This window comes from Mycobacterium farcinogenes (assembly GCF_019739075.1).
Taxonomy (GTDB): domain Bacteria; phylum Actinomycetota; class Actinomycetes; order Mycobacteriales; family Mycobacteriaceae; genus Mycobacterium; species Mycobacterium senegalense.
Genome location: NZ_CP081673.1, coordinates 298,733 through 316,207 on the forward strand (window position 1 = coordinate 298,733; position 17,475 = coordinate 316,207).

At 65.7% G+C, this 17,475-nt stretch carries 18 protein-coding genes and 1 pseudogene; 9 read left to right on the forward strand and 10 right to left on the reverse strand.

Annotation, left to right across the window (positions count from 1 at the left end):
• Positions 1-18: 18 nt before the first annotated feature.
• From K6L26_RS01240 to dnaA, 5 genes and pseudogenes are all read right to left on the reverse strand, one after another.
• A complete protein-coding gene (locus K6L26_RS01240) occupies positions 19-597 on the reverse strand; it encodes a DUF721 family protein (RefSeq protein WP_019344843.1) in 579 nt (192 codons plus the stop codon).
• Positions 594-1,748, reverse strand: a complete 1,155-nt coding sequence (gene recF, locus K6L26_RS01245) for a DNA replication/repair protein RecF (protein WP_065063001.1) — start codon at positions 1,746-1,748, stop codon at positions 594-596. Before recF ends, K6L26_RS01240 begins: the two co-directional genes overlap by 4 nt.
• Positions 1,749-1,760: 12 nt before the next feature.
• A pseudogene (gene gnd, locus K6L26_RS01250) lies at positions 1,761-2,669 on the reverse strand (phosphogluconate dehydrogenase (NAD(+)-dependent, decarboxylating)); the annotation flags it as partial.
• A gap of 10 nt (positions 2,670-2,679) precedes the next feature.
• Positions 2,680-3,873 (reverse strand): DNA polymerase III subunit beta, encoded by a 1,194-nt coding sequence (gene dnaN / locus K6L26_RS01255; RefSeq protein ID WP_019344846.1) that lies wholly within the window; start codon positions 3,871-3,873, stop codon positions 2,680-2,682.
• A 630-nt stretch (positions 3,874-4,503) separates the two neighbouring features.
• Entirely contained in the window at positions 4,504-6,033 is a 1,530-nt protein-coding gene (gene dnaA / locus K6L26_RS01260) for a chromosomal replication initiator protein DnaA (protein WP_036390706.1), read from the reverse strand.
• Between the two features lie 513 nt (positions 6,034-6,546).
• On the opposite strand from dnaA, the gene rpmH reads away from it, so the two are divergent.
• The 9 genes from rpmH (at position 6,547) to K6L26_RS01305 (ending at position 13,047) form a co-directional block, all read left to right on the forward strand.
• Positions 6,547-6,690: a 50S ribosomal protein L34 gene (rpmH, locus tag K6L26_RS01265; protein ID WP_003883350.1), complete on the forward strand. Its 144-nt coding sequence runs from the start codon at positions 6,547-6,549 to the stop codon at positions 6,688-6,690.
• A gap of 30 nt (positions 6,691-6,720) precedes the next feature.
• Positions 6,721-7,077: a ribonuclease P protein component gene (gene rnpA, locus K6L26_RS01270; RefSeq protein ID WP_036390707.1), complete on the forward strand. Its 357-nt coding sequence runs from the start codon at positions 6,721-6,723 to the stop codon at positions 7,075-7,077.
• Positions 7,074-7,430 (forward strand): membrane protein insertion efficiency factor YidD, encoded by a 357-nt coding sequence (gene yidD, locus K6L26_RS01275; protein WP_019344850.1) that lies wholly within the window; start codon positions 7,074-7,076, stop codon positions 7,428-7,430. The genes rnpA and yidD overlap by 4 nt, the downstream gene beginning before the upstream one ends.
• On the forward strand, positions 7,423-8,502 hold the full coding sequence (gene yidC, locus K6L26_RS01280) for a membrane protein insertase YidC (RefSeq protein WP_221852475.1): 1,080 nt from the start codon (positions 7,423-7,425) through the stop codon (positions 8,500-8,502). Before yidD ends, yidC begins: the two co-directional genes overlap by 8 nt.
• Positions 8,503-8,541: 39 nt before the next feature.
• Positions 8,542-9,084, forward strand: coding sequence for a Jag family protein (locus K6L26_RS01285; protein ID WP_019344852.1), 543 nt, complete (start codon positions 8,542-8,544; stop codon positions 9,082-9,084).
• A 60-nt stretch (positions 9,085-9,144) separates the two neighbouring features.
• Positions 9,145-9,861, forward strand: coding sequence for a 16S rRNA (guanine(527)-N(7))-methyltransferase RsmG (gene rsmG / locus K6L26_RS01290; protein WP_065063007.1), 717 nt, complete (start codon positions 9,145-9,147; stop codon positions 9,859-9,861).
• A complete protein-coding gene (locus tag K6L26_RS01295) occupies positions 9,858-10,847 on the forward strand; it encodes a ParA family protein (RefSeq protein ID WP_036390711.1) in 990 nt (329 codons plus the stop codon). The genes rsmG and K6L26_RS01295 overlap by 4 nt, the downstream gene beginning before the upstream one ends.
• A gap of 64 nt (positions 10,848-10,911) precedes the next feature.
• Positions 10,912-11,952, forward strand: a complete 1,041-nt coding sequence (locus K6L26_RS01300) for a ParB/RepB/Spo0J family partition protein (RefSeq protein WP_036392537.1) — start codon at positions 10,912-10,914, stop codon at positions 11,950-11,952.
• Between the two features lie 222 nt (positions 11,953-12,174).
• Positions 12,175-13,047 (forward strand): acetyltransferase, encoded by an 873-nt coding sequence (locus tag K6L26_RS01305; protein WP_221852477.1) that lies wholly within the window; start codon positions 12,175-12,177, stop codon positions 13,045-13,047.
• Positions 13,048-13,366: 319 nt separating this feature from the next.
• Here the strand turns inward: K6L26_RS01305 and K6L26_RS01310 are convergent, their stop codons facing one another.
• The 5 genes from K6L26_RS01310 to sigM all read right to left on the reverse strand — a co-directional run bounded on the left by K6L26_RS01310 (position 13,367) and on the right by sigM (position 17,405).
• The gene (locus K6L26_RS01310; RefSeq protein ID WP_019344857.1) at positions 13,367-14,557 is read right to left on the reverse strand and encodes an N-acetylmuramoyl-L-alanine amidase; all 1,191 of its coding nucleotides are present in this window, start codon (positions 14,555-14,557) and stop codon (positions 13,367-13,369) included.
• 111 nt (positions 14,558-14,668) lie between these two features.
• Positions 14,669-15,001, reverse strand: a complete 333-nt coding sequence (gene trxA, locus K6L26_RS01315) for a thioredoxin (RefSeq protein WP_019344858.1) — start codon at positions 14,999-15,001, stop codon at positions 14,669-14,671.
• Between the two features lie 34 nt (positions 15,002-15,035).
• Positions 15,036-15,971, reverse strand: coding sequence for a thioredoxin-disulfide reductase (gene trxB, locus K6L26_RS01320; protein ID WP_036390713.1), 936 nt, complete (start codon positions 15,969-15,971; stop codon positions 15,036-15,038).
• An 80-nt stretch (positions 15,972-16,051) separates the two neighbouring features.
• Positions 16,052-16,798: an RsmA family anti-sigma factor gene (locus tag K6L26_RS01325; protein ID WP_221852479.1), complete on the reverse strand. Its 747-nt coding sequence runs from the start codon at positions 16,796-16,798 to the stop codon at positions 16,052-16,054.
• Complete coding sequence (gene sigM / locus K6L26_RS01330) at positions 16,749-17,405, reverse strand: RNA polymerase sigma factor SigM (RefSeq protein WP_076111480.1); 657 nt, start codon at positions 17,403-17,405, stop codon at positions 16,749-16,751. The genes K6L26_RS01325 and sigM overlap by 50 nt, the downstream gene beginning before the upstream one ends.
• Between the last annotated feature and the right edge of the window lie 70 nt (positions 17,406-17,475).

Below are 17,475 nucleotides of genomic sequence, written 5' to 3' on the forward strand. Positions count from 1 at the left end.
GGCGTTCTGAGCGCAGTCCTAGCCGTAGGTGTCGCGCGGACCGCGCCCGGAGACGTGGTACCGGCCCTTGCGCCACGACGGCCCCACCGGCCCGACGATCTTCAACGAGGTCACCACACCGTCACCGACCGCGGCGGCGATCTTGGCCAGCAGCTGGGACTGCACCATTCGCAGCTGGGTGGCCCACGCAGTGGACTCCGCCGAGACGGTCAAAACCCCTTCGTTCAGGCCGGTCGGGTTGGCGTGGTCGGCGATCTGGTCGCCCACGACGGTGCGCCACCGGCCGAACACCGAGCCCTCGGCGACCCTCGAGGACCAGCCCCGCACTCTGGCCAGATCCTGGGTGGCGGCCCCGAGCGGTTGCGGATCTCGGACGTCGGGTCCGGGACCGGACCAGCTGCGGCGGCGACCGGCATTGCCGGCCACCCGTCGTACCGGGGCGCTGCGGCCGCGGCCGACATCCTTGCCTTGGCTGCGGGCCGCGCCGCGAGCCTCCTCGAGGGTGCGCCTCACCAGATCCATGCCGCGCATGCGGGTGAGATCCTCCGGGCTGACGGCGGGCGCGGGATCCGGGACCTGAGCAGAATCGTCTGTCATGACTGCACCACCGATACCCGTCCCTGGTCGCCGTCGGTCATCTTGATCTCGATGCGGTTGGCCGCCCAGTCATGCGGGATGTCCTCGGCGACCGCCGCGGTCACCAGAACCTGCTCGGCCTCACCGGCCACGGCCGCCAGCGCCTGCCTGCGTGCGGTGTCCAGCTCGGCGAACACATCGTCGAGCAAGAGCACCGGATCGACGCCGTCCGACCGCAGCAATTCATAAGCACCCAGCCGCAAGGCAAGCGCCATCGACCACGATTCGCCGTGGCTGGCAAAGCCTTTGGCGGGCTGGTCACCGAGCCACAGCTCGAGATCATCGCGATGCGGACCGACCAGACACACCCCGCGATCCAATTCCGCATCGCGTCGTCGCGCCAGTGCATCGAGCAGCGCGGCCTCATAGAACTCCACGGGCTCCAGGCCCGGAGCGTTCTCGATCGCCTCCACACTGCTGCGGTACCGGATGGCCGCGGGACGACTCGAGGGCGCCAACAATTGATAGGCCTTCTGCACTTCCGGATGCAGTTGCTCGACGAGCGCGACGCGGGCGGCGATCAACGCCGCGCCGTGCGCGGCGAGGTGCCCGTCCCACACGTCAAGGGTGTCCAGCACACTGCGATCACCCCGATACCGCGCTCCCGCAGCGGTTTTCAACAGCGCTGTGCGCTGGCGCACGACCTTGTCGTAATCGGCGCGGATGCCGGCGATGGCCGGCCGACGGGTGGTGGCCAACTCGTCGAGATAACGCCGGCGCTCACCCGGGTCGCCCCGTACCAGCGCCAGGTCCTCCGGACTGAACAGCACTGCCCGCAAGACGCCGAGGATCTCGCGCGGAGAACGCACCGGGGAACGGTTCAGCCTGGCCTTGTTGGCCCGGCCGCTGGTGATCTCGAGGTCGACGGCCAGTTCGCGACCCTCGTTGACGACGATGGTCGAGACGATCGCGCGGGGCGCGCCGGCCCTGATCAACGGCGCGTCCGTGGCCACCCGGTGAGAACCCAGTGTGGCGCAATACCACAGTGCCTCAACGAGATTCGTCTTGCCGAAACCGTTCGATCCGACGAATACCGTGCGGCCGGGCTCGAGCTCGAGCTCGACGTGTGCCCAGGACCGGTAGTCGGTCAGTCCCAGGTGACGGACATACATCGGAAATCGCGCCTAACCGGACTCACTGATCCGGTGCACCGCATGGCCACCGAACTGGTTGCGTAGCGCGGACACGGCTTTCATGGTGGGGGAGTCCTCTTGCCTCGAGGCGAACCGGGCGAACAACGACGCCGCGATCACCGGCATCGGCACCCGGTGGCTGATCGCCTCCTCCACCGTCCAGCGGCCTTCGCCGGAATCTTCGGTGTACCCGCTGATCGCGGCGAAGCCCGGATCCTCCTTGAGCGCCTTGGCCAGCAGTTGCTGCAACCACGACCGCACCACGGTGCCATTGGTCCAGGCCTGGATCACCGCTTGGGGGTCGGCGATCAGTTCTTCGGCCGCGAGCAGCTCATATCCCTCGGCGTAGGCGTGCATCAAGCCGTACTCGATGCCGTTGTGCACCATCTTGGCGTAGTGCCCGGCACCTACCGGGCCGGCGTGGACGAATCCGTCGGCCGCGTCGCCGGCCGGACGCAATGTGTCGAAGATCGGCATGGCTCGAGCCACGTCGGCGTCACTGCCACCGACCATCAGGCCATAGCCCTCGTGCAGGCCCCAGACGCCACCCGAGACACCGGCGTCGACGAAGTTGATTCCCTTGTCACCCAACAACTTCGCGTGCGGGCCGTCTTCGGTGTACCTCGAATTGCCGCCGTCGATCACCAGATCACCGGGTGACAGCACATCGGCGAGCGTGACGATGGTCTCGTGCGTCACGGTGCCCGACGGCACCATCACCCAGACCACCCGCGGCGTCTCGAGCGCAGCCGCCAGATCGGTCAGGCTGGCCACGTCACTTACCTCCGGACGCGGGTCGTAACCCACGACCTCATGGCCACCGGCGCGCAGGCGCTCGCGCATGTTGAAGCCCATCTTGCCCAGGCCGACCAACCCCAGTTGCATGTGCGCCCTCTCTCGCCAGCGCCGATCAGCCGGGAAGGCGGACCGGCATCAACAGGTAGACATAATCGGTCTTGGCGGCCGGGAACGGCCCCGAGCCTCCACCGGTACCACCATCCTCGCCCGTCGGCCGCAACACTGCCGGCCGGCTCGGCGTGGTGAAACCGAAAGTCACCCGGTCAGAATGCAGCGAGCTCAGCCCGTCGGTCAGGTAGGTGGGATTGAAGGCGATGGTCAACGGGTCCCCGGCGAACTCGACCGGCAGGTCTTCCTCGGCCCGGCCCACGTCGTCGGCCCCGGCCGACAGCCTCAGCACGTCGTCGCCGAACTCCATCCGGATCTGGGCTCCACGGTCGGCGACCAGCGCCACACGCTTGATCGCCTCGGTGAGCTCGGCGACCCCGATGGTGGCCACCGCGGTGTGCTCGGACGGTAGCAGTTGACGGAACTTCGGGAACTCCGCGTCGAGCAGACGTGTGGTGCTGCGCTTGCCGTTACTGCGGATACCGAGCAGGCCGTCCTTGCCGACCGCGGCCCCCGAACCCAGCGACAGGTGCACCTGGTTGCCGTCGGTACCGGCCTTGGCGGCCTCGGCCAGCGTCTTGGCCGGCACCAGCACGGCGGCTTCGACGTCGGTGGCACTGGTTTCCCAGGTCAGCTCGCGCACCGCGAGCCGGAAGCGGTCGGTGGCCGCCAAAACCACTGATTCACCGGAGATCTCGACCCGGATACCGGTCAGCATGGGCAGGGTGTCGTCGCGGCCGGCGGCGACGGCCACCTGGCCGATGGCCTCGGCGAACAGATCCGACGACACCACGCCGGTCTCCTCGGGCAGGGTCGGGAGCGCGGGATAGTCCTCCACCGCGAGGGTGGGCAGTGAGAACCGCGCGCTACCACAGGTCAATGCCACCCGGGTGCCCTCGACGCTGAGCTCGACCGGCTTGGCGGGCAGGGCCTTGGTGATGTCGGACAACAACCGCCCTGACACCAAAACGCTTCCGGGAGAAGCGATTTCAGCGCTCACCCGCACCTCCGCGGACACTTCGTAATCGAAGCCGGAGATGGTCAGGCCCTCGTCGGTACCGGTCAGCAGGACGCCGGCCAGCACCGGGATGGTGGGCCGGGTCGGCAGATTGCGGGCCACCCAGGCCACCGCGTCCGCGAAGTCCTCACGCACCACGCGGAACTTCAAGTCGGTCAGCCCAGCCGTCGTCGTCGCCACGTGCTATGCGCCCCTTCGATGATCCCCATAACGAGCTCTACCTGCGTTTTCCGAAAACCGCACCACGCAGCACGACGCTGAATGACAAAGCTGGAAACCGCTGTCGATGAACCACCGTAGAGCTTTCCTCACCAACTTGAAAGCTAATCGATCGGGGTGACACGGGGATCGGCTCGTGCCTCGAGGCCCCGATCGGACGTACCGTCCGTCCGGTGTCCCCAAGGCCCTTCTTCTAGAAGGAATTCTTAGAAGATATTTGAGTAACAGTATTAGGGCCTGTGAAAACTGGGGATGAACGGGTGTTTGCCCAGCACCGCCGGTGTGTCGCAATGTGAGTCCGCTGTGGAGTCCGGTGGATGGACCGGCGCTCGAGTGTGGACAGCCGCCCGGGTGTGGATGATTTTGTCATTCATCCCGTGGTTTGCCCGCAGGTTGTGCACAGCAGTATCCACAGCGGTGGGCTGTGACTCGTGGTGCCAAATGAGGCGAAAGTTGTTACAAGATTTTTCGCCGGAGGACTCGAGTCAGACCACGATGTGAGACGGCGGATACCCCGCCAGGTCAGCACTAAACCCCTCGAGAGGTCATCTCGAGGGGTGGCGGGGGATTCAGCGAGGGGTTCGGGAGTGGTCAGCGCTTGGCGCGCTGACGAATCCTTGTCGTGAGTTCCTTCACGTGGTCGAAAACCTCGCGCCGCTCGGCCATCTCGCCACGAATCTTCTTCTCGGCATACATGACGGTGGTGTGGTCCCGCCCGAATGCCTGGCCGATCTTGGGCAGGGAGAGATCGGTGAGCTCACGGCACAGATACATGGCGATCTGCCGGGATTGCGCCAGTGCCCGGGTCTTGCCGGGGCCGCGCAGTTCCTCCACCGTGGTCTCGAAGTACTCGGCGGTGGCGGCCATGATCGCGGCCGTGCTGATCTGCATGGTCGTGGCGTCGGCGATCAGATCGCGCAACACGACTTCGGCCAGAGCCTTGTCGATCCTGGTTTTGTTGAGCGAGGCGAACGCCGTGACACGGATCAACGCACCCTCGAGCTCGCGGATGTTGCGTTCGATGCTGCTGGCGATGAGCTCGAGCACGTCATCAGGCACATCCAGTCGATCCATCTGCGCCTTCTTGCGCAGGATCGCGATGCGGGTTTCGAGCTCCGGCGGCTGTACGTCGGTGATCAGGCCCCACTCGAAGCGGGTACGCAGCCGGTCCTCGAGGGTGGCCAGCTGTTTCGGCGGCCGGTCCGAGGAGATGACGATCTGCTTGTTGGCGTTGTGCAGGGTGTTGAAGGTATGGAAGAACTCCTCCTGGATACCTTCCTTGCCTTCGATGAACTGGATGTCGTCGACCAGCAGGATGTCGATGTCGCGGTAGCTCCGTTTGAACGAGGCCTTGCGGTCGTCGCGCAGTGAGTTGATGAAGTCGTTCGTGAATTCCTCTGTGGAGACGTACTTCACGCGCATGCCGGGGAAGAGACGTTGCGCATAATTTCCGGCCGCATGCAGCAGATGGGTCTTGCCCAGACCCGACTCGCCCCAGATGAACAACGGGTTGTAGGCCCGCGCGGGCGCCTCGGCGATGGCGAGGGTAGCGGCGTGGGCGAAGCGGTTCGACGCTCCGATGACGAACGTGTCGAAGGTATAGCGGCGGTTGAGGTTGACCGCGTTGTCGTCGCTGACGGTCGAGTCACGCTGCGGACTGCTGAAGTAGGTCGGCCAGCTTTCCTCGGCGCTGACCTTGGCGGCGCGATCGTCATCGATCTCGTCGGCGTCAGTGGCCGGCGTCGGAGATGTGGCCTCAGCGGTCTCCCGGGAATCGGCCGTGGTCTCGGCCGCGGACTCCTGAGCTTCCTCGGAGGGGGTGGCGATGCGTACACCGAGCTCGACGCGCTGGCCCAGTTTGCGGCTGAGCGCGTTGATGATGGGTTCGCGCAGATGGCGTTCGATCTCGTTCTGGACGAACGTGGTGGGGACCGAGAGCAGAGCAAACCCCTCGGCGATCACGAGTGGTTCGACCAGCTTGAGCCAGGCCCTTTGCTGGGGGGTCAGCTGGGGTGCGGCGGTGTCACCTGAGAGGCCCGATTCTGGAGCACGGTCGCCGTTGAGTTCGGCGACGACGCTGTTCCAGACGGCGACGAATGGTGGGTCGGGGTCCGCTGTCAACGACCGTTTCCCCCTTTGAGGTGCTTCGAGGTCGACCCGGTGACGACCAAAAAGAACGATGACGAACTGTCCACATATTTATCCACAGCTTGTGGAGAAAGGACAGTCGTCGTCGCTCTGTTGTCTGTTCGTGAGAGCGTCGTGGCCGGGTCATCACACGCAGTGAGGCTTGCGGCGGAGCGACGTCCTCATCTTATTGTCCGGGGCCGATCCAGGCTCGGAACGGCATTGCCAGAAGCTAACAGTTTTCTCTCGATGTGCCAACAGTTCTGCAACATCGGATGCCGGCGATGTAGGAGCCTCGGCGCAGGTTTGACCGAGGGAAATCTCATCAGTACCCTCGAGCAGTCGCCCGCACGTGGCGATACGGCTGCGCCCGGGAGGTTCCGGAGAACGCGCCGGTTAGTAAAGCACGACGGACGAGCTTAAACCGAGCTTGCACGGTGACCGTGTTCTTGGCGACATTTCGGTGTCGGTGAGAGCGGGCACCAAATGGAACAAGGAGAGATTGCCGTGGCCAAGGGCAAGCGGACCTACCAGCCCAACAACCGCCGCCGTGCGCGCGTGCATGGGTTCCGGCTGCGGATGCGCACTCGCGCCGGCCGCGCCATCGTCGCCAACCGTCGTAGCAAGGGCCGTCGCGCACTCACTGCGTGATACTGCGGCTCTCAGGCAGGATCTAGCGCGGTGCTTCCGGCTCGAAACCGGATGAGGCGGTCCGCGGAGTTCAGTGCCACCGTCAGTCGTGGCGCACGTGCCGTGCAACCTGATGTTGTCGTGCACGCGCTACACGAGGGGACGGACGCTACCGGCCCGCGGGTCGGTCTGATCGTGTCCAAAGCCGTCGGGAACGCGGTGCAACGTCACCAGGTGTCCCGGCGGCTGCGTCATGTGGCCCGCACGGTGATACCCGATCTGGATGCCACGGATCTCGTGGTGATCCGGGCCCGGGCGGGCAGTGGTGATGCGCCGTCATCGCGGTTGGAACAGCAGTTGCATCGCGCTCTCGAGCGCCTTGAGGCGCGGCGCAGGACGTCACCATGATCCGCAGGGCGGGTGCCGGTGCGGCCCGCGGTGCGATCTTCCTCATCCAGGTCTATCGCCATGCGATCTCTCCGTACCGGCCGCCGTCGTGCCGGTTCATTCCGACCTGCAGTCAGTACGCGGTCGACGCCCTCACCGAGTACGGCGTGTTCCGCGGTGTGTGGCTGGCATCGATCCGGCTCCTCAAATGCGGGCCGTGGCACCCGGGCGGATGGGATCCGATCCCGGAACGGTGCCCCCACGATCACGAGTCCGTCGGTTCTGACGAGACCGTCCCTGGCGAAATAGCCGCCGCCGAAAACCTTGTCTGGGAAACCCCAGCGGAACGAGGGGAGAGCAAGTCGCGTGTTTAATTGGTTCAGCCTGGACATCATCTATTACCCGGTGTCGGCGATCATGTGGGTCTGGTACAAGGCATTCGCCTTCCTCCTGGGCCCCGAGAACTTCTTCGCCTGGGCGCTGTCGGTGATGTTCCTGGTGTTCACCCTGCGCGCGATCCTCTACAAGCCCTTCGTCAAGCAGATCCGCACCACGCGGCAGATGCAGGAGTTGCAGCCGCAGATCAAGGCGCTGCAGAAGAAGTACGGCAAGGACCGTCAGCGCATGGCGCTGGAGATGCAGAAGCTGCAGCGCGAGCACGGGTTCAACCCGATCCTGGGCTGTCTGCCCATGCTGGCTCAGGTGCCCGTGTTCCTCGGCCTGTATCACGTGTTGATGTCCTTCAACCGGACCCAGACCGGCATCGGCCGGCTCGGGCTGTCGGTGGAGGAGAACCGGAGCCTGCCGAACTACGTCTTCAGCGCGACCGATGTCGGGCACTTCCTGGACGCCAACCTGTTCGGGGCACCGCTCGGTGCGACGATGATCCAGCAGCACGGGCTCGAGGCGTTCACGGAATTCAACCGGCTGTCCGTAGTCCTGGTCGGTGTGCCGATCATGATCCTGGCCGGCATCGCGACGCACTTCAACAGCCGGGCCTCGGTGGCACGTCAGAGTGTGGAGGCCGCGGCCAACCCGCAGACCGCGATGATGAACAAGCTGGCGCTGTACGTCTTCCCGCTCGGCGTGGTGGTCGGCGGACCGTTCCTGCCGCTCGCGGTGATCATCTACTGGTTGTCCAACAACATCTGGACCTACGGTCAGCAGCACTACGTGTTCGGGATGATCGAGAAGGAAGAAGAAGCCAAGAAGGCTGAGGCGATCGAGCGTCGATCCGCGAATGCACCGGCCCCTGGTGCGAAGCCCAATCGGGCCCGTAAAGCCGACACAGCGAGCGCCGCGGAGATCAGCGAGACGACGGGTAGCGAGGCGGCAGCGGACGCGGCGCAGACCGACGACCAGAGCGGGACTGTGAGCGGTCCGGGAGGGCAGAGTGCCAACCGCACGCCCAAGCCCGGTGCACGCCCGAAGAAGCGGAAACGGTGACCAGTTCACAGACTGGCTACAAGTAGGGAGAAGACCGATATGACGGACGCACAGACGACCGAGGCTGACACCGAGCTCGAGGAGGGCACCCAGCCGGCGGCCAAGAGCGAGGACGACCTCGAGGAGCGATTGGTCGCCGAGGGCGAGATCGCCGGCGACTATCTCGAGGAGCTGCTCGACCTGCTGGACTTCGATGGCGATATCGACCTCGATGTCGAGGGCGACCGTGCCGTGGTGAGCATCGACGGTGGGAGCGATCTGAGCAAGCTGGTCGGGCGTAAGGGCGAGGTGCTTGATGCGCTTCAGGAACTGACCCGATTGGCCGTGCATCAGAAGACGGGCGAGCGCAGCCGACTGATGCTGGACATCGCGCGGTGGCGTCGTCGCCGGCGCGACGAACTGGCCGCGCTGGGCGACAAGGTGGCCCGTCGCGTGCTCGAGTCGGGGGAGCGCGAGGAGCTGGCGCCGATGACCCCGTTCGAGCGGAAGATCGTTCACGACGCAGTCGCGGCGGTCGATGGCGTCCGCAGCGAGAGTGAGGGCGTGGAGCCGTCGCGACGCGTGGTCGTCCTGCTCGGCTGAAGTTCTTAGTTACAAGGGTGTAGTTCGATTGCGGCGACGGTGCCGTAGGGAGTGCGGAGGATGTTTCACGTGAAACATGGACCGGTCCCCGCGGCACCGGACGCCGCGGCGGAGGTCTTCGGTGATCGTCTGGGGGCCGCCGAACGGTATGCGGCGATTCTGGCCGGTGCCGGTGTCGAGTGGGGTCTGATCGGTCCACGGGAAGTGGACCGGCTCTGGGATCGACACATTCTCAACAGCTCGGCTCTCGGAGAGCTCCTGGCTCCCGATGAGCGCATCGCCGATATCGGTAGCGGCGCGGGCCTCCCGGGTATCCCGTTGGCCCTGGCGCGCCCCGATATCCACGTCACATTAATCGAGCCTCTCCTGCGTCGCAGCGAGTTCTTGCGCGAGGCGGTCGAAGAGTTGGGTCTGGACGTGACGGTGGTCCGTGGTCGGGCCGAAGACTCCGAGGTTCGCAAATCCGTCGGAGAGTTGGACGTGGTGACCTCACGTGCGGTTGCCTCGCTGGACAAGTTGACGCGCTGGAGCATGCCGCTGCTCCGCGTCGATGGACGGATGCTTGCCCTGAAAGGTGAGCGGGCCGAGGCGGAGATTGAAGAGCATCGGCGTGTGATGGCTTCCCTGGGTGCGGTCGATGCCAGGGTGGTGAAATGTGGCGTGAACTATTTGAACCCGCCCGTAACCGTCGTCGCCGTGCGGCGCGTGGCGGTGAAACCGGGCAACCGGTCAGCGGGCAGAGCCTCCGGGTCGCGGGGGAGATCGGGCAGGAGATGAGGATGGGTTCTGATCGGCAAGCAACCGCGGGCGCGGATGCTCCAGCCGCCGTTTCACGTGAAACGGTTTCACGTGAAACATGGAACAGCTCAGGCGGGGCCACGTGGTCTACGGACGCCAGCATGGACACCCCGATCGCGGCTGAGGCGGAGCAGGCGACGCGAGTGCTACATACCTCGCACGGACAGCTGCCCCGGCCGGAACGCCAACGCGTGTTCACGATCGCGAACCAGAAGGGTGGGGTCGGCAAGACGACCACCGCAGTGAACGTCGCGGCGGCGCTCGCGCTACAGGGCCTGCGGACGCTGGTGATCGATCTCGATCCCCAGGGCAATGCCAGCACCGCGCTCGGGATCGAGCATCGGCCCGGGACGGCTTCTTCCTACGAGGTTCTGCTCGGTGACATCCCGGTGGAGGAGGCACTGCAGCAGAGCCCACACAGCGACCGGTTGTTCTGCATTCCCGCGACCATCGATCTGGCCGGCGCCGAGATCGAGTTGGTCAGCATGGTCGCGCGTGAAGGACGGCTGCGCGGTGCGCTCGCCGCTCTGGCCAACCACAACTTCGACTACGTGTTCATCGACTGCCCGCCGTCCCTCGGGCTGCTCACCATCAACGCTTTGGTGGCGGCGCCGGAGGTGCTGATCCCGATTCAGTGCGAGTACTACGCGCTGGAAGGTGTGGGCCAGTTGCTGCGGAACATCGAGATGGTCAAGGCGCATCTGAATCCGGAGCTGTCGGTGTCCACCGTGATACTGACCATGTACGACGGACGGACCAAGCTGGCGGATCAAGTCGCCGAAGACGTGCGGGAGCACTTCGGGGACAAGGTCTTGCGCACGGTCATCCCGCGCAGCGTGAAGGTATCGGAAGCCCCGGGCTATGGGATGACGATCCTCGATTACGATCCGGGTTCCCGTGGAGCATTGAGCTATCTCGATGCCAGCCGCGAGATCGCGGAACGTGGCGCACCACCCCGCGCCTGAACAGGCGCCCCGAACCAACAGCAGCAGACAGACAGCGGACGGCAGCGATGAGCAGGAGACGACCATGAATCAGCCGGCACGGAAGCGGAGTGGCCTGGGCAGGGGACTGGCAGCCCTCATTCCGACCGGTCCCGCTGAGGACGGCACCGATGCTCTGAGTCCACGGATCGGTGCGAATGCCGCCGATGTTCTGCTCGGGGGCGGCCCGACGTCCACGCCGAGCGGTCCGGGAGCACCGGCCGCGCCCGGTCCCGCGCCCGACGGTTCGGAGGCCGTACTCGCCAGCGACGTCGGCGCCACCTACCGCGAGATCGATCCGAATCTGATCCAGCCGAATCCACGTCAACCCCGCCAGGTGTTCGACGAGGAGGCACTGAACGAGCTGGTGCATTCCATCCGCGAGTTCGGATTGATGCAGCCGATCGTCGTCCGCGCTGTCGAAGAAAACGGTGAAACCCGCTACCAGCTGGTGATGGGGGAGCGGCGCTGGCGGGCCGCGCAGCAGGCCGGGCTGGAGGCGATCCCGGCCATCGTCCGGGAGACCGGCGACGACAGCATGCTGCGCGACGCGCTGCTGGAGAATATTCACCGGGTGCAGCTCAACCCTCTGGAAGAGGCCGCGGCCTATCAACAGTTGCTCGACGAGTTCGAAGTCACCCACGATGAACTGGCTGCCCGGATCGGGCGATCGCGACCGCTGATCTCGAACATGATCCGTCTGCTGCGCCTGCCCATTGCGGTCCAGCGCCGCGTCGCCGCCGGCGTGCTCTCCGCGGGGCACGCGCGGGCACTGCTCGCCCTCGAAGGGGGAGCGGAGAAGCAGGAGGAGCTCGCCGCCCGGATCGTCGCCGAGGGAATGTCGGTCCGGGCCACCGAGGAGGCCGTGACCCTGGCCAACCGCGAGGGGAACACCGCGCCGCCGGCCCCCCGGCGCAAGCCGATCCAGATGCCCGGCCTCCAGGACGTTGCTGAACGGCTCTCGTCAGCCTTCGATACCAGGGTGACGGTGAGTCTGGGCAAACGAAAAGGCAAGATCGTGGTCGAGTTCGGCTCGGTGGATGACCTACAACGAATTGTCGAAATTATGAGCGCGGAAGAGCACTGAAAACCCACGACCAAGGACACCAGGTTGTTCCGTCACTGTGACACAACAGTGATCAAAGCCGGCAGTCGTGAGCACCACATAACCCAAAGCATTTGTGCGGCATAGCATTTCACTTTGAAGGCGGGGCTCGATGACATTTTCGGGACGCAGTGGGCCGACTCCGGCGGACTCTCCTATTCTTGAGGGGCAGCCACGCACAAAGTGTGAAAGCCAGGGACCTCAGTGACAGCACGAATCACGCCGCTTCGGCTCGAGGGCTTCGAGCAGCTGCCCAAGCATGCCCGGCGCTGCGTCTTCTGGGAGATGGACCCTTCCACCGTGGGTGACGACCACCTGACAGATCCAGAGTTCGAGAAAGAAGCCTGGCTCTCGATGGTGATGCTCGAGTGGGGGTCATGCGGGCAACTTGCGGTCACCGCTCGTGCCGACCTTCCGGACGGCGGCTCGGGTAGTGGCCAAGGCCCCGGCCCCGATGCCGACTTCGATTTGGTGAGCCGTGCCGGTGTCGCCGACTTGGAGATCTCGGCAGTGGGGAGTGAGTGGACGGCTCCTGATGTTGTGGACGATCCGTGTCTCGGTTTTGCCTTCTACGCGCCCCCCGGTGCGGTGCCACGAGCCCGACTGTTTCCCACCGCTCCAGTCAGCGCTGATGCGATTCTGTTGACCGCGGTCGGCGTGGAATGCGCCGACGATCGTGAGCTGCTGTCGCAGAGTCTGCTTGCCGCTGTGGTCAACGATCTGGTGCGGCGTGGAGTTCGCGCATTGGAGGCGTTCGGCTACACCGCAGCCGTGACGGAGATGTCCGAAGCCGGCCGGCTCCCGGCGGAGCTGTCCCCGGTGGTGGCGGTGCTCGGGGACTGTTCTGTCGACGAGTGCATGCTGACCTCCGACTTTCTCGAAGACGTCGGCTTTACGGTGGTGGCGCCACACCCGTACTTCCCACGGCTGCGCCTGGAACTCGACAAGGGTCTCGGGTGGAAAGCTGAGGTCGAGGCCGCGCTCGAGCGCCTCCTGGAAAACGCCCGCATCGAGGTGCCTATCGGTGCAGGACTCTCCAGCGCCGGCTTCGGAGCGAAAAGTACTGTCCCGCAGTAGGACCGCTGGCACCACGGACGATGGTCCGGTCGACGGCGTGCTGTCGTTTCACGTGTAGTGGCGTGCGCTCGAATTGAAGTCGTGGCTCGGGAAAGACAGGGCTATGAACGGTGCGTAGCCCGCCGAGATGTACGGATTCGCAAGGTGTTACGTGTCATCGATCAAGCAGACCTACCCGTACCGGCGGCTGCGTGACCCCGGGGGCATGCCTCTCCAGACTGAAAAGGGCTGCGTCACATGACGAATCTACGGTGTAGTGACGGACAGGCTCACGCACTCACGTTGAACCGGCGATCACGCGCTCACGTTGAACTGGCGCTCACGCGCCGCGGCTCGCCTGTTCCACCGAAAGCTCATGCGCCAACAGCTCGGCAAAAGTGAAAGTCCCCGTGGGGCGGTCATTCTTGCCCAGCAGATACAGGCGCTTGACGGCGGCCAGGATGCCTTCGGCGATCGCGTCACGCGTGTGAGTGGACAGCAGCAGCCCACGGTCGTGGGGGTTGGTGATGTAGCCGATGTCGACCTGCACGGTGGGCATGCGGGTCAGGCGCAGCAGATCCCAAGTCCGCCCATGCGACCGGCAATCGCGTAAACCGGTGCGGGCCACCACTTCTCGCTGGATGAAGTCGGCAAGGTTGCGGCCGATGGTCGATACCGAGCCGTGGGAATTGCCGAAGTGGAATGACGCCACCCCGTTTGCGGCGGGGGAGCGCTGGCTCTCACACCGCAGGCTGATCATGAGATCGGCGCCGACCCGGTTGGCGGTGGCGGCACGTTCGGCATCCATCGGGCTGCGGTTGGCCGGCCGTGAGATGAACGTCTCCATCCCGATCGCGGTCATCCGGCCTTCGAGACGACTTGCCAAGTCCCACAAGATGTCTGCTTCACTGATCGGTCCGTCCGGCCCGTTCATGATCATGCCGTGGTCCGCTCCGCCGCGACCCGGATCGATGATGACGTGCTTACCCGAGAGCTGTGGTCCGGAGCGACGTACCAGCTCTTCTTCACGAATCGCATGTGGCGATCCGCCGGTCACCCGGGAACCCAGGAAGTACAACGAGCGCAATGTCTCCGGCCCGCAGATCCCGTCGGGATACAGCCCGTACTCACGTTGATACGAAGACAACGCGTTGTGGGTCTGCAGGCCAAAGTGGCCGTCCACCATGCCGGTATAGAAACCGAGGTCCTGCAAACGGGCCTGCAGGGTGGCCACATCGTCGCCGTACATGGGTGCACCGAACTGGTGGGTCAGCGTGCGGGCACCGAGTCGGTAGGAGGCCTCGCGCAGAGCACGATAGGTGGCCTCGCCGACGATTCCGTCGACCAACAGGCCGCGGTGCTGCTGAAACGCCCGCACAGCGCTGTCAAGCTCGTCGTCGAATGCGTCGAGCGCAACATGCCTACCGGTGCTCAGGTCGGCGTCAGGATTGTCGATCAGACCTAACGCCGCCAGCGCGGCCCGGATCTCGGTGACTGCTCCGCCACGGTCACCGCGACGCAGACTCGACATTCGGCCCCTCCATGCTGGTTTCCGGCCGTCTGCCGGACTAGCTAGCCAGCATTGTCTCAGACTTTGGCCACATACCGGAAAACGCCAGGCGTATCCGGGGTGTGAGTGATGTCAGAGTGCGTCGGCGATTTCCCGCAGCAGTGCGGCCTTGCCCTTGGCTCCGACGATGCGCTTGACCGGCTCGCCGTCCTTGAACAGGATCAGTGTGGGGATCGACACCACCTGGAAGTCGCGAGCAGTGGCCGGGTTCGCGTCGACGTCGATCTTGGCGACCCGCAGTTCGCCGGCCTTCTCGCCGGCGATCTCCTCGAGCACCGGGGCCACCATCTTGCACGGGCCGCACCAGGTGGCCCAGAAGTCCACCAGCACAGGGGTGCTGCTGGTCAGGACGTCGGTGGAGAACGAATCGTCGGTGACGGTTACTGTCGCGCTGTCCGCACTCATGGAACTCTCCTGTCGGGTCGAAATCTATTGGGGATCAGTCGTTTTCGGCGAGCCAACGCTCGGTGTCGATCGCCGCCGAACAGCCGCTGCCCGCGGCCGTGATGGCCTGGCGGTAGGTGTGGTCGACAAGGTCGCCCGCGGCGAACACGCCCTCGAGCGTGGTGGCGGTGGTACGACCGATCACCTTCACGTAGCCCTCGTCGTCGAGGTCGATCTGCCCGCGCACCAGTTCCGAACGTGGATCGTGGCCGATGGCGACGAAAACACCGGTGACGTCGAGCTTGGACTCGTCGCCGGTGACGGTGTCCCGCAGCCGCACGCCGGTCACCTTCGGATCGCCCTCGATCTGGGTGATCTCGGTGTTGGTGAGGAAGGTGATCTTCTCGTTGGCACGGGCCCGCTCCAGCATGATCTTGGAGGCGCGGAACTCGTCGCGGCGGTGGATCAAGGTCACCGACCGGGCGAAGCGGGTGAGGAACGTCGCCTCCTCCATCGCCGAATCGCCGCCACCCACCACGATGATGTCCTGATCGCGGAAGAAGAAGCCGTCGCAGGTGGCGCAGGTGCTCACACCCATACCGGTCAGGGCTTCTTCCCCGGGAACACCCAGGTGCCGGGCCGCGGCACCCATCGCCAGGATCACCGACCGGGCCTGGTGGGTTTCGTCGCCGACGGTGACGGTTTTCACCGGGCCGGTGAGATCCACGGCGTCGACGTCCTCCATGCGCAGGTCGGCACCGAAGCGCAGCGCCTGTTCGCGCATCTCGTCCATCAGTTCGGGGCCGGTGATGCCCTCCCGGAAGCCGGGGTAGTTCTCCACCTCCGTGGTGGTCATCAATGCGCCGCCGAACTGGGTGCCCTCGAACACCAGCGGCTTGAGCTGGGCGCGGGCAGCGTAGATCGCTGCGGTGTAGCCGGCGGGGCCGGAACCGATGATGATGACGTCGTGAACCGTCGCTGAGGTGGACATGTAGGCCTTTCTGCCGTACTCGGCACGGGTTGCAACGTCAGCCTAGGCCGGATGTGTTCCCGCCTGCTTTGCAGGACAGCCTACGGATGTTTCCCCGGCCGTTGGACCACGGTCTGGGCCAGCGATCCGCTGTGACCGGTGCAGTCTGCGGCCAGCACCACAGCGACGACGGAATCGGGTGGCTCGGGTGGGTTCGGTGGCACGACCACCAGAACCCCGTGCCGGCCGGCCGCCTCGACGGGCCGGGCGCCGAGGATCGCGACTCCGGGTGGGTATCCCAGCGCGGTGAGGCAGGCGTTGCGGCGCTTCGGGTCGGTCAGCGGTCCCAGGTCGGGGGGATTCGACAGCAGGTCCAGGATCTGGGATTCGGACAGGCCGACGTCTGCACGCGGCGGCGACACCGTGATCTGGCCGAGGCTGACCCGCGTCGAGGCGACCTCACCGGCCGGACGTACCAGTACGGCGACGCCCAGCACCGCGGCCGCCACCGCCGACCCCGCTCCGGCAACCGCGGCGATCGACTTCCAGCGCCGTGTCGGTACAGCTGGCGGCGGCTGCGCCCGCAGCACGTCGGACAGCCGGGCACTGACCTCGGCCGGAACCGGGGGAGCGGACCGAGAATCCGCGCCCAGTTCCCGTAGATCACGGCGCACCCGATCCAGGGCGGCCAGGGTGCTGCGCGCCTCGGGGCCGGCCACCGGGTCGGTGCGCACGCGCCGGCGAACCTCCGCGGCGGTGGCGTCGTCGAGCAACCCGGCCTGCAGGTCAGCCAGCAGGTCAGCAGGAATCGAGCCGTCCGACGGCACTCGGGGCGTGCTGCCGTTCATCGGATTCAAAATACTGGAGCAGCCGTGCCAGCTTGTGTCTGGCGCGGGCGCAGCGACTCTTCACCGTGCCCTCGGCCACCCCGAGCAACTTGGCCGTCTCGGCCACCGAATAGCCCTGCATGTCGACCGCCACCACTGCGACCCGCTGCTCGACCGGCAGCTGCATGAGGGCCCGCTCCACCACGATCGCGGTGGCCACCCGCGGTGCCGGGTCACCGGCCGGGTCGTGGACGTGCGACAGATGGCTGACCTCGTAGTGGGAGGCCGCCGGCTGGGTCCGGGACCGGCGCACCCGGTCCAGGCAGGCGTTGACCACGATCCGGTACAGCCAGCTGCTGACCGCCGAGTCGTGACGGAAGGACGCGGCAGTGCGGTGGGCCGAGAGCAGGGCCTCCTGCACGGCGTCGTCGGCGTCCTCGTGGTGGCGGCTGGTCAGAAAGGCCAAGCGACGCAACTGCCGATGATGTCGGTGAACCAGCTCCTCGAACGCATAGCGGTCCCCGGCGACGTGGGCGGCGAGCAGCTCGGCATCAGAGCGGGTGACGGTGTCCTGCCGCCCCCGAAGCTGTTCTGTGTCCGGCTTGCCGGTCCCCCCGAACCTTCCCACACGCTGAACTTAAACGCTGCGGGGCCGCGGCCTGGACACTTGTTTGCCAGAGCCCGCATAACGCCTGGTC

What these genes read in the sequence shown, in the direction of transcription:
- K6L26_RS01295 (WP_036390711.1), top strand. Translation starts at nt 9,858, where the DNA reads ATGAGGATGGGTTCTGATCGGCAAGCAACCGCGGGCGCGGATGCTCCA.
- K6L26_RS01240 (WP_019344843.1), bottom strand. Translation starts at nt 597, where the DNA reads ATGACAGACGATTCTGCTCAGGTCCCGGATCCCGCGCCCGCCGTCAGC.
- rsmG (WP_065063007.1), top strand. Translation starts at nt 9,145, where the DNA reads ATGTTTCACGTGAAACATGGACCGGTCCCCGCGGCACCGGACGCCGCG.
- K6L26_RS01310 (WP_019344857.1), bottom strand. Translation starts at nt 14,557, where the DNA reads ATGTCGAGTCTGCGTCGCGGTGACCGTGGCGGAGCAGTCACCGAGATC.
- K6L26_RS01300 (WP_036392537.1), top strand. Translation starts at nt 10,912, where the DNA reads ATGAATCAGCCGGCACGGAAGCGGAGTGGCCTGGGCAGGGGACTGGCA.
- yidD (WP_019344850.1), top strand. Translation starts at nt 7,074, where the DNA reads ATGATCCGCAGGGCGGGTGCCGGTGCGGCCCGCGGTGCGATCTTCCTC.
- trxB (WP_036390713.1), bottom strand. Translation starts at nt 15,971, where the DNA reads ATGTCCACCTCAGCGACGGTTCACGACGTCATCATCATCGGTTCCGGC.
- K6L26_RS01285 (WP_019344852.1), top strand. Translation starts at nt 8,542, where the DNA reads ATGACGGACGCACAGACGACCGAGGCTGACACCGAGCTCGAGGAGGGC.
- K6L26_RS01325 (WP_221852479.1), bottom strand. Translation starts at nt 16,798, where the DNA reads ATGAACGGCAGCACGCCCCGAGTGCCGTCGGACGGCTCGATTCCTGCT.
- recF (WP_065063001.1), bottom strand. Translation starts at nt 1,748, where the DNA reads ATGTATGTCCGTCACCTGGGACTGACCGACTACCGGTCCTGGGCACAC.
- trxA (WP_019344858.1), bottom strand. Translation starts at nt 15,001, where the DNA reads ATGAGTGCGGACAGCGCGACAGTAACCGTCACCGACGATTCGTTCTCC.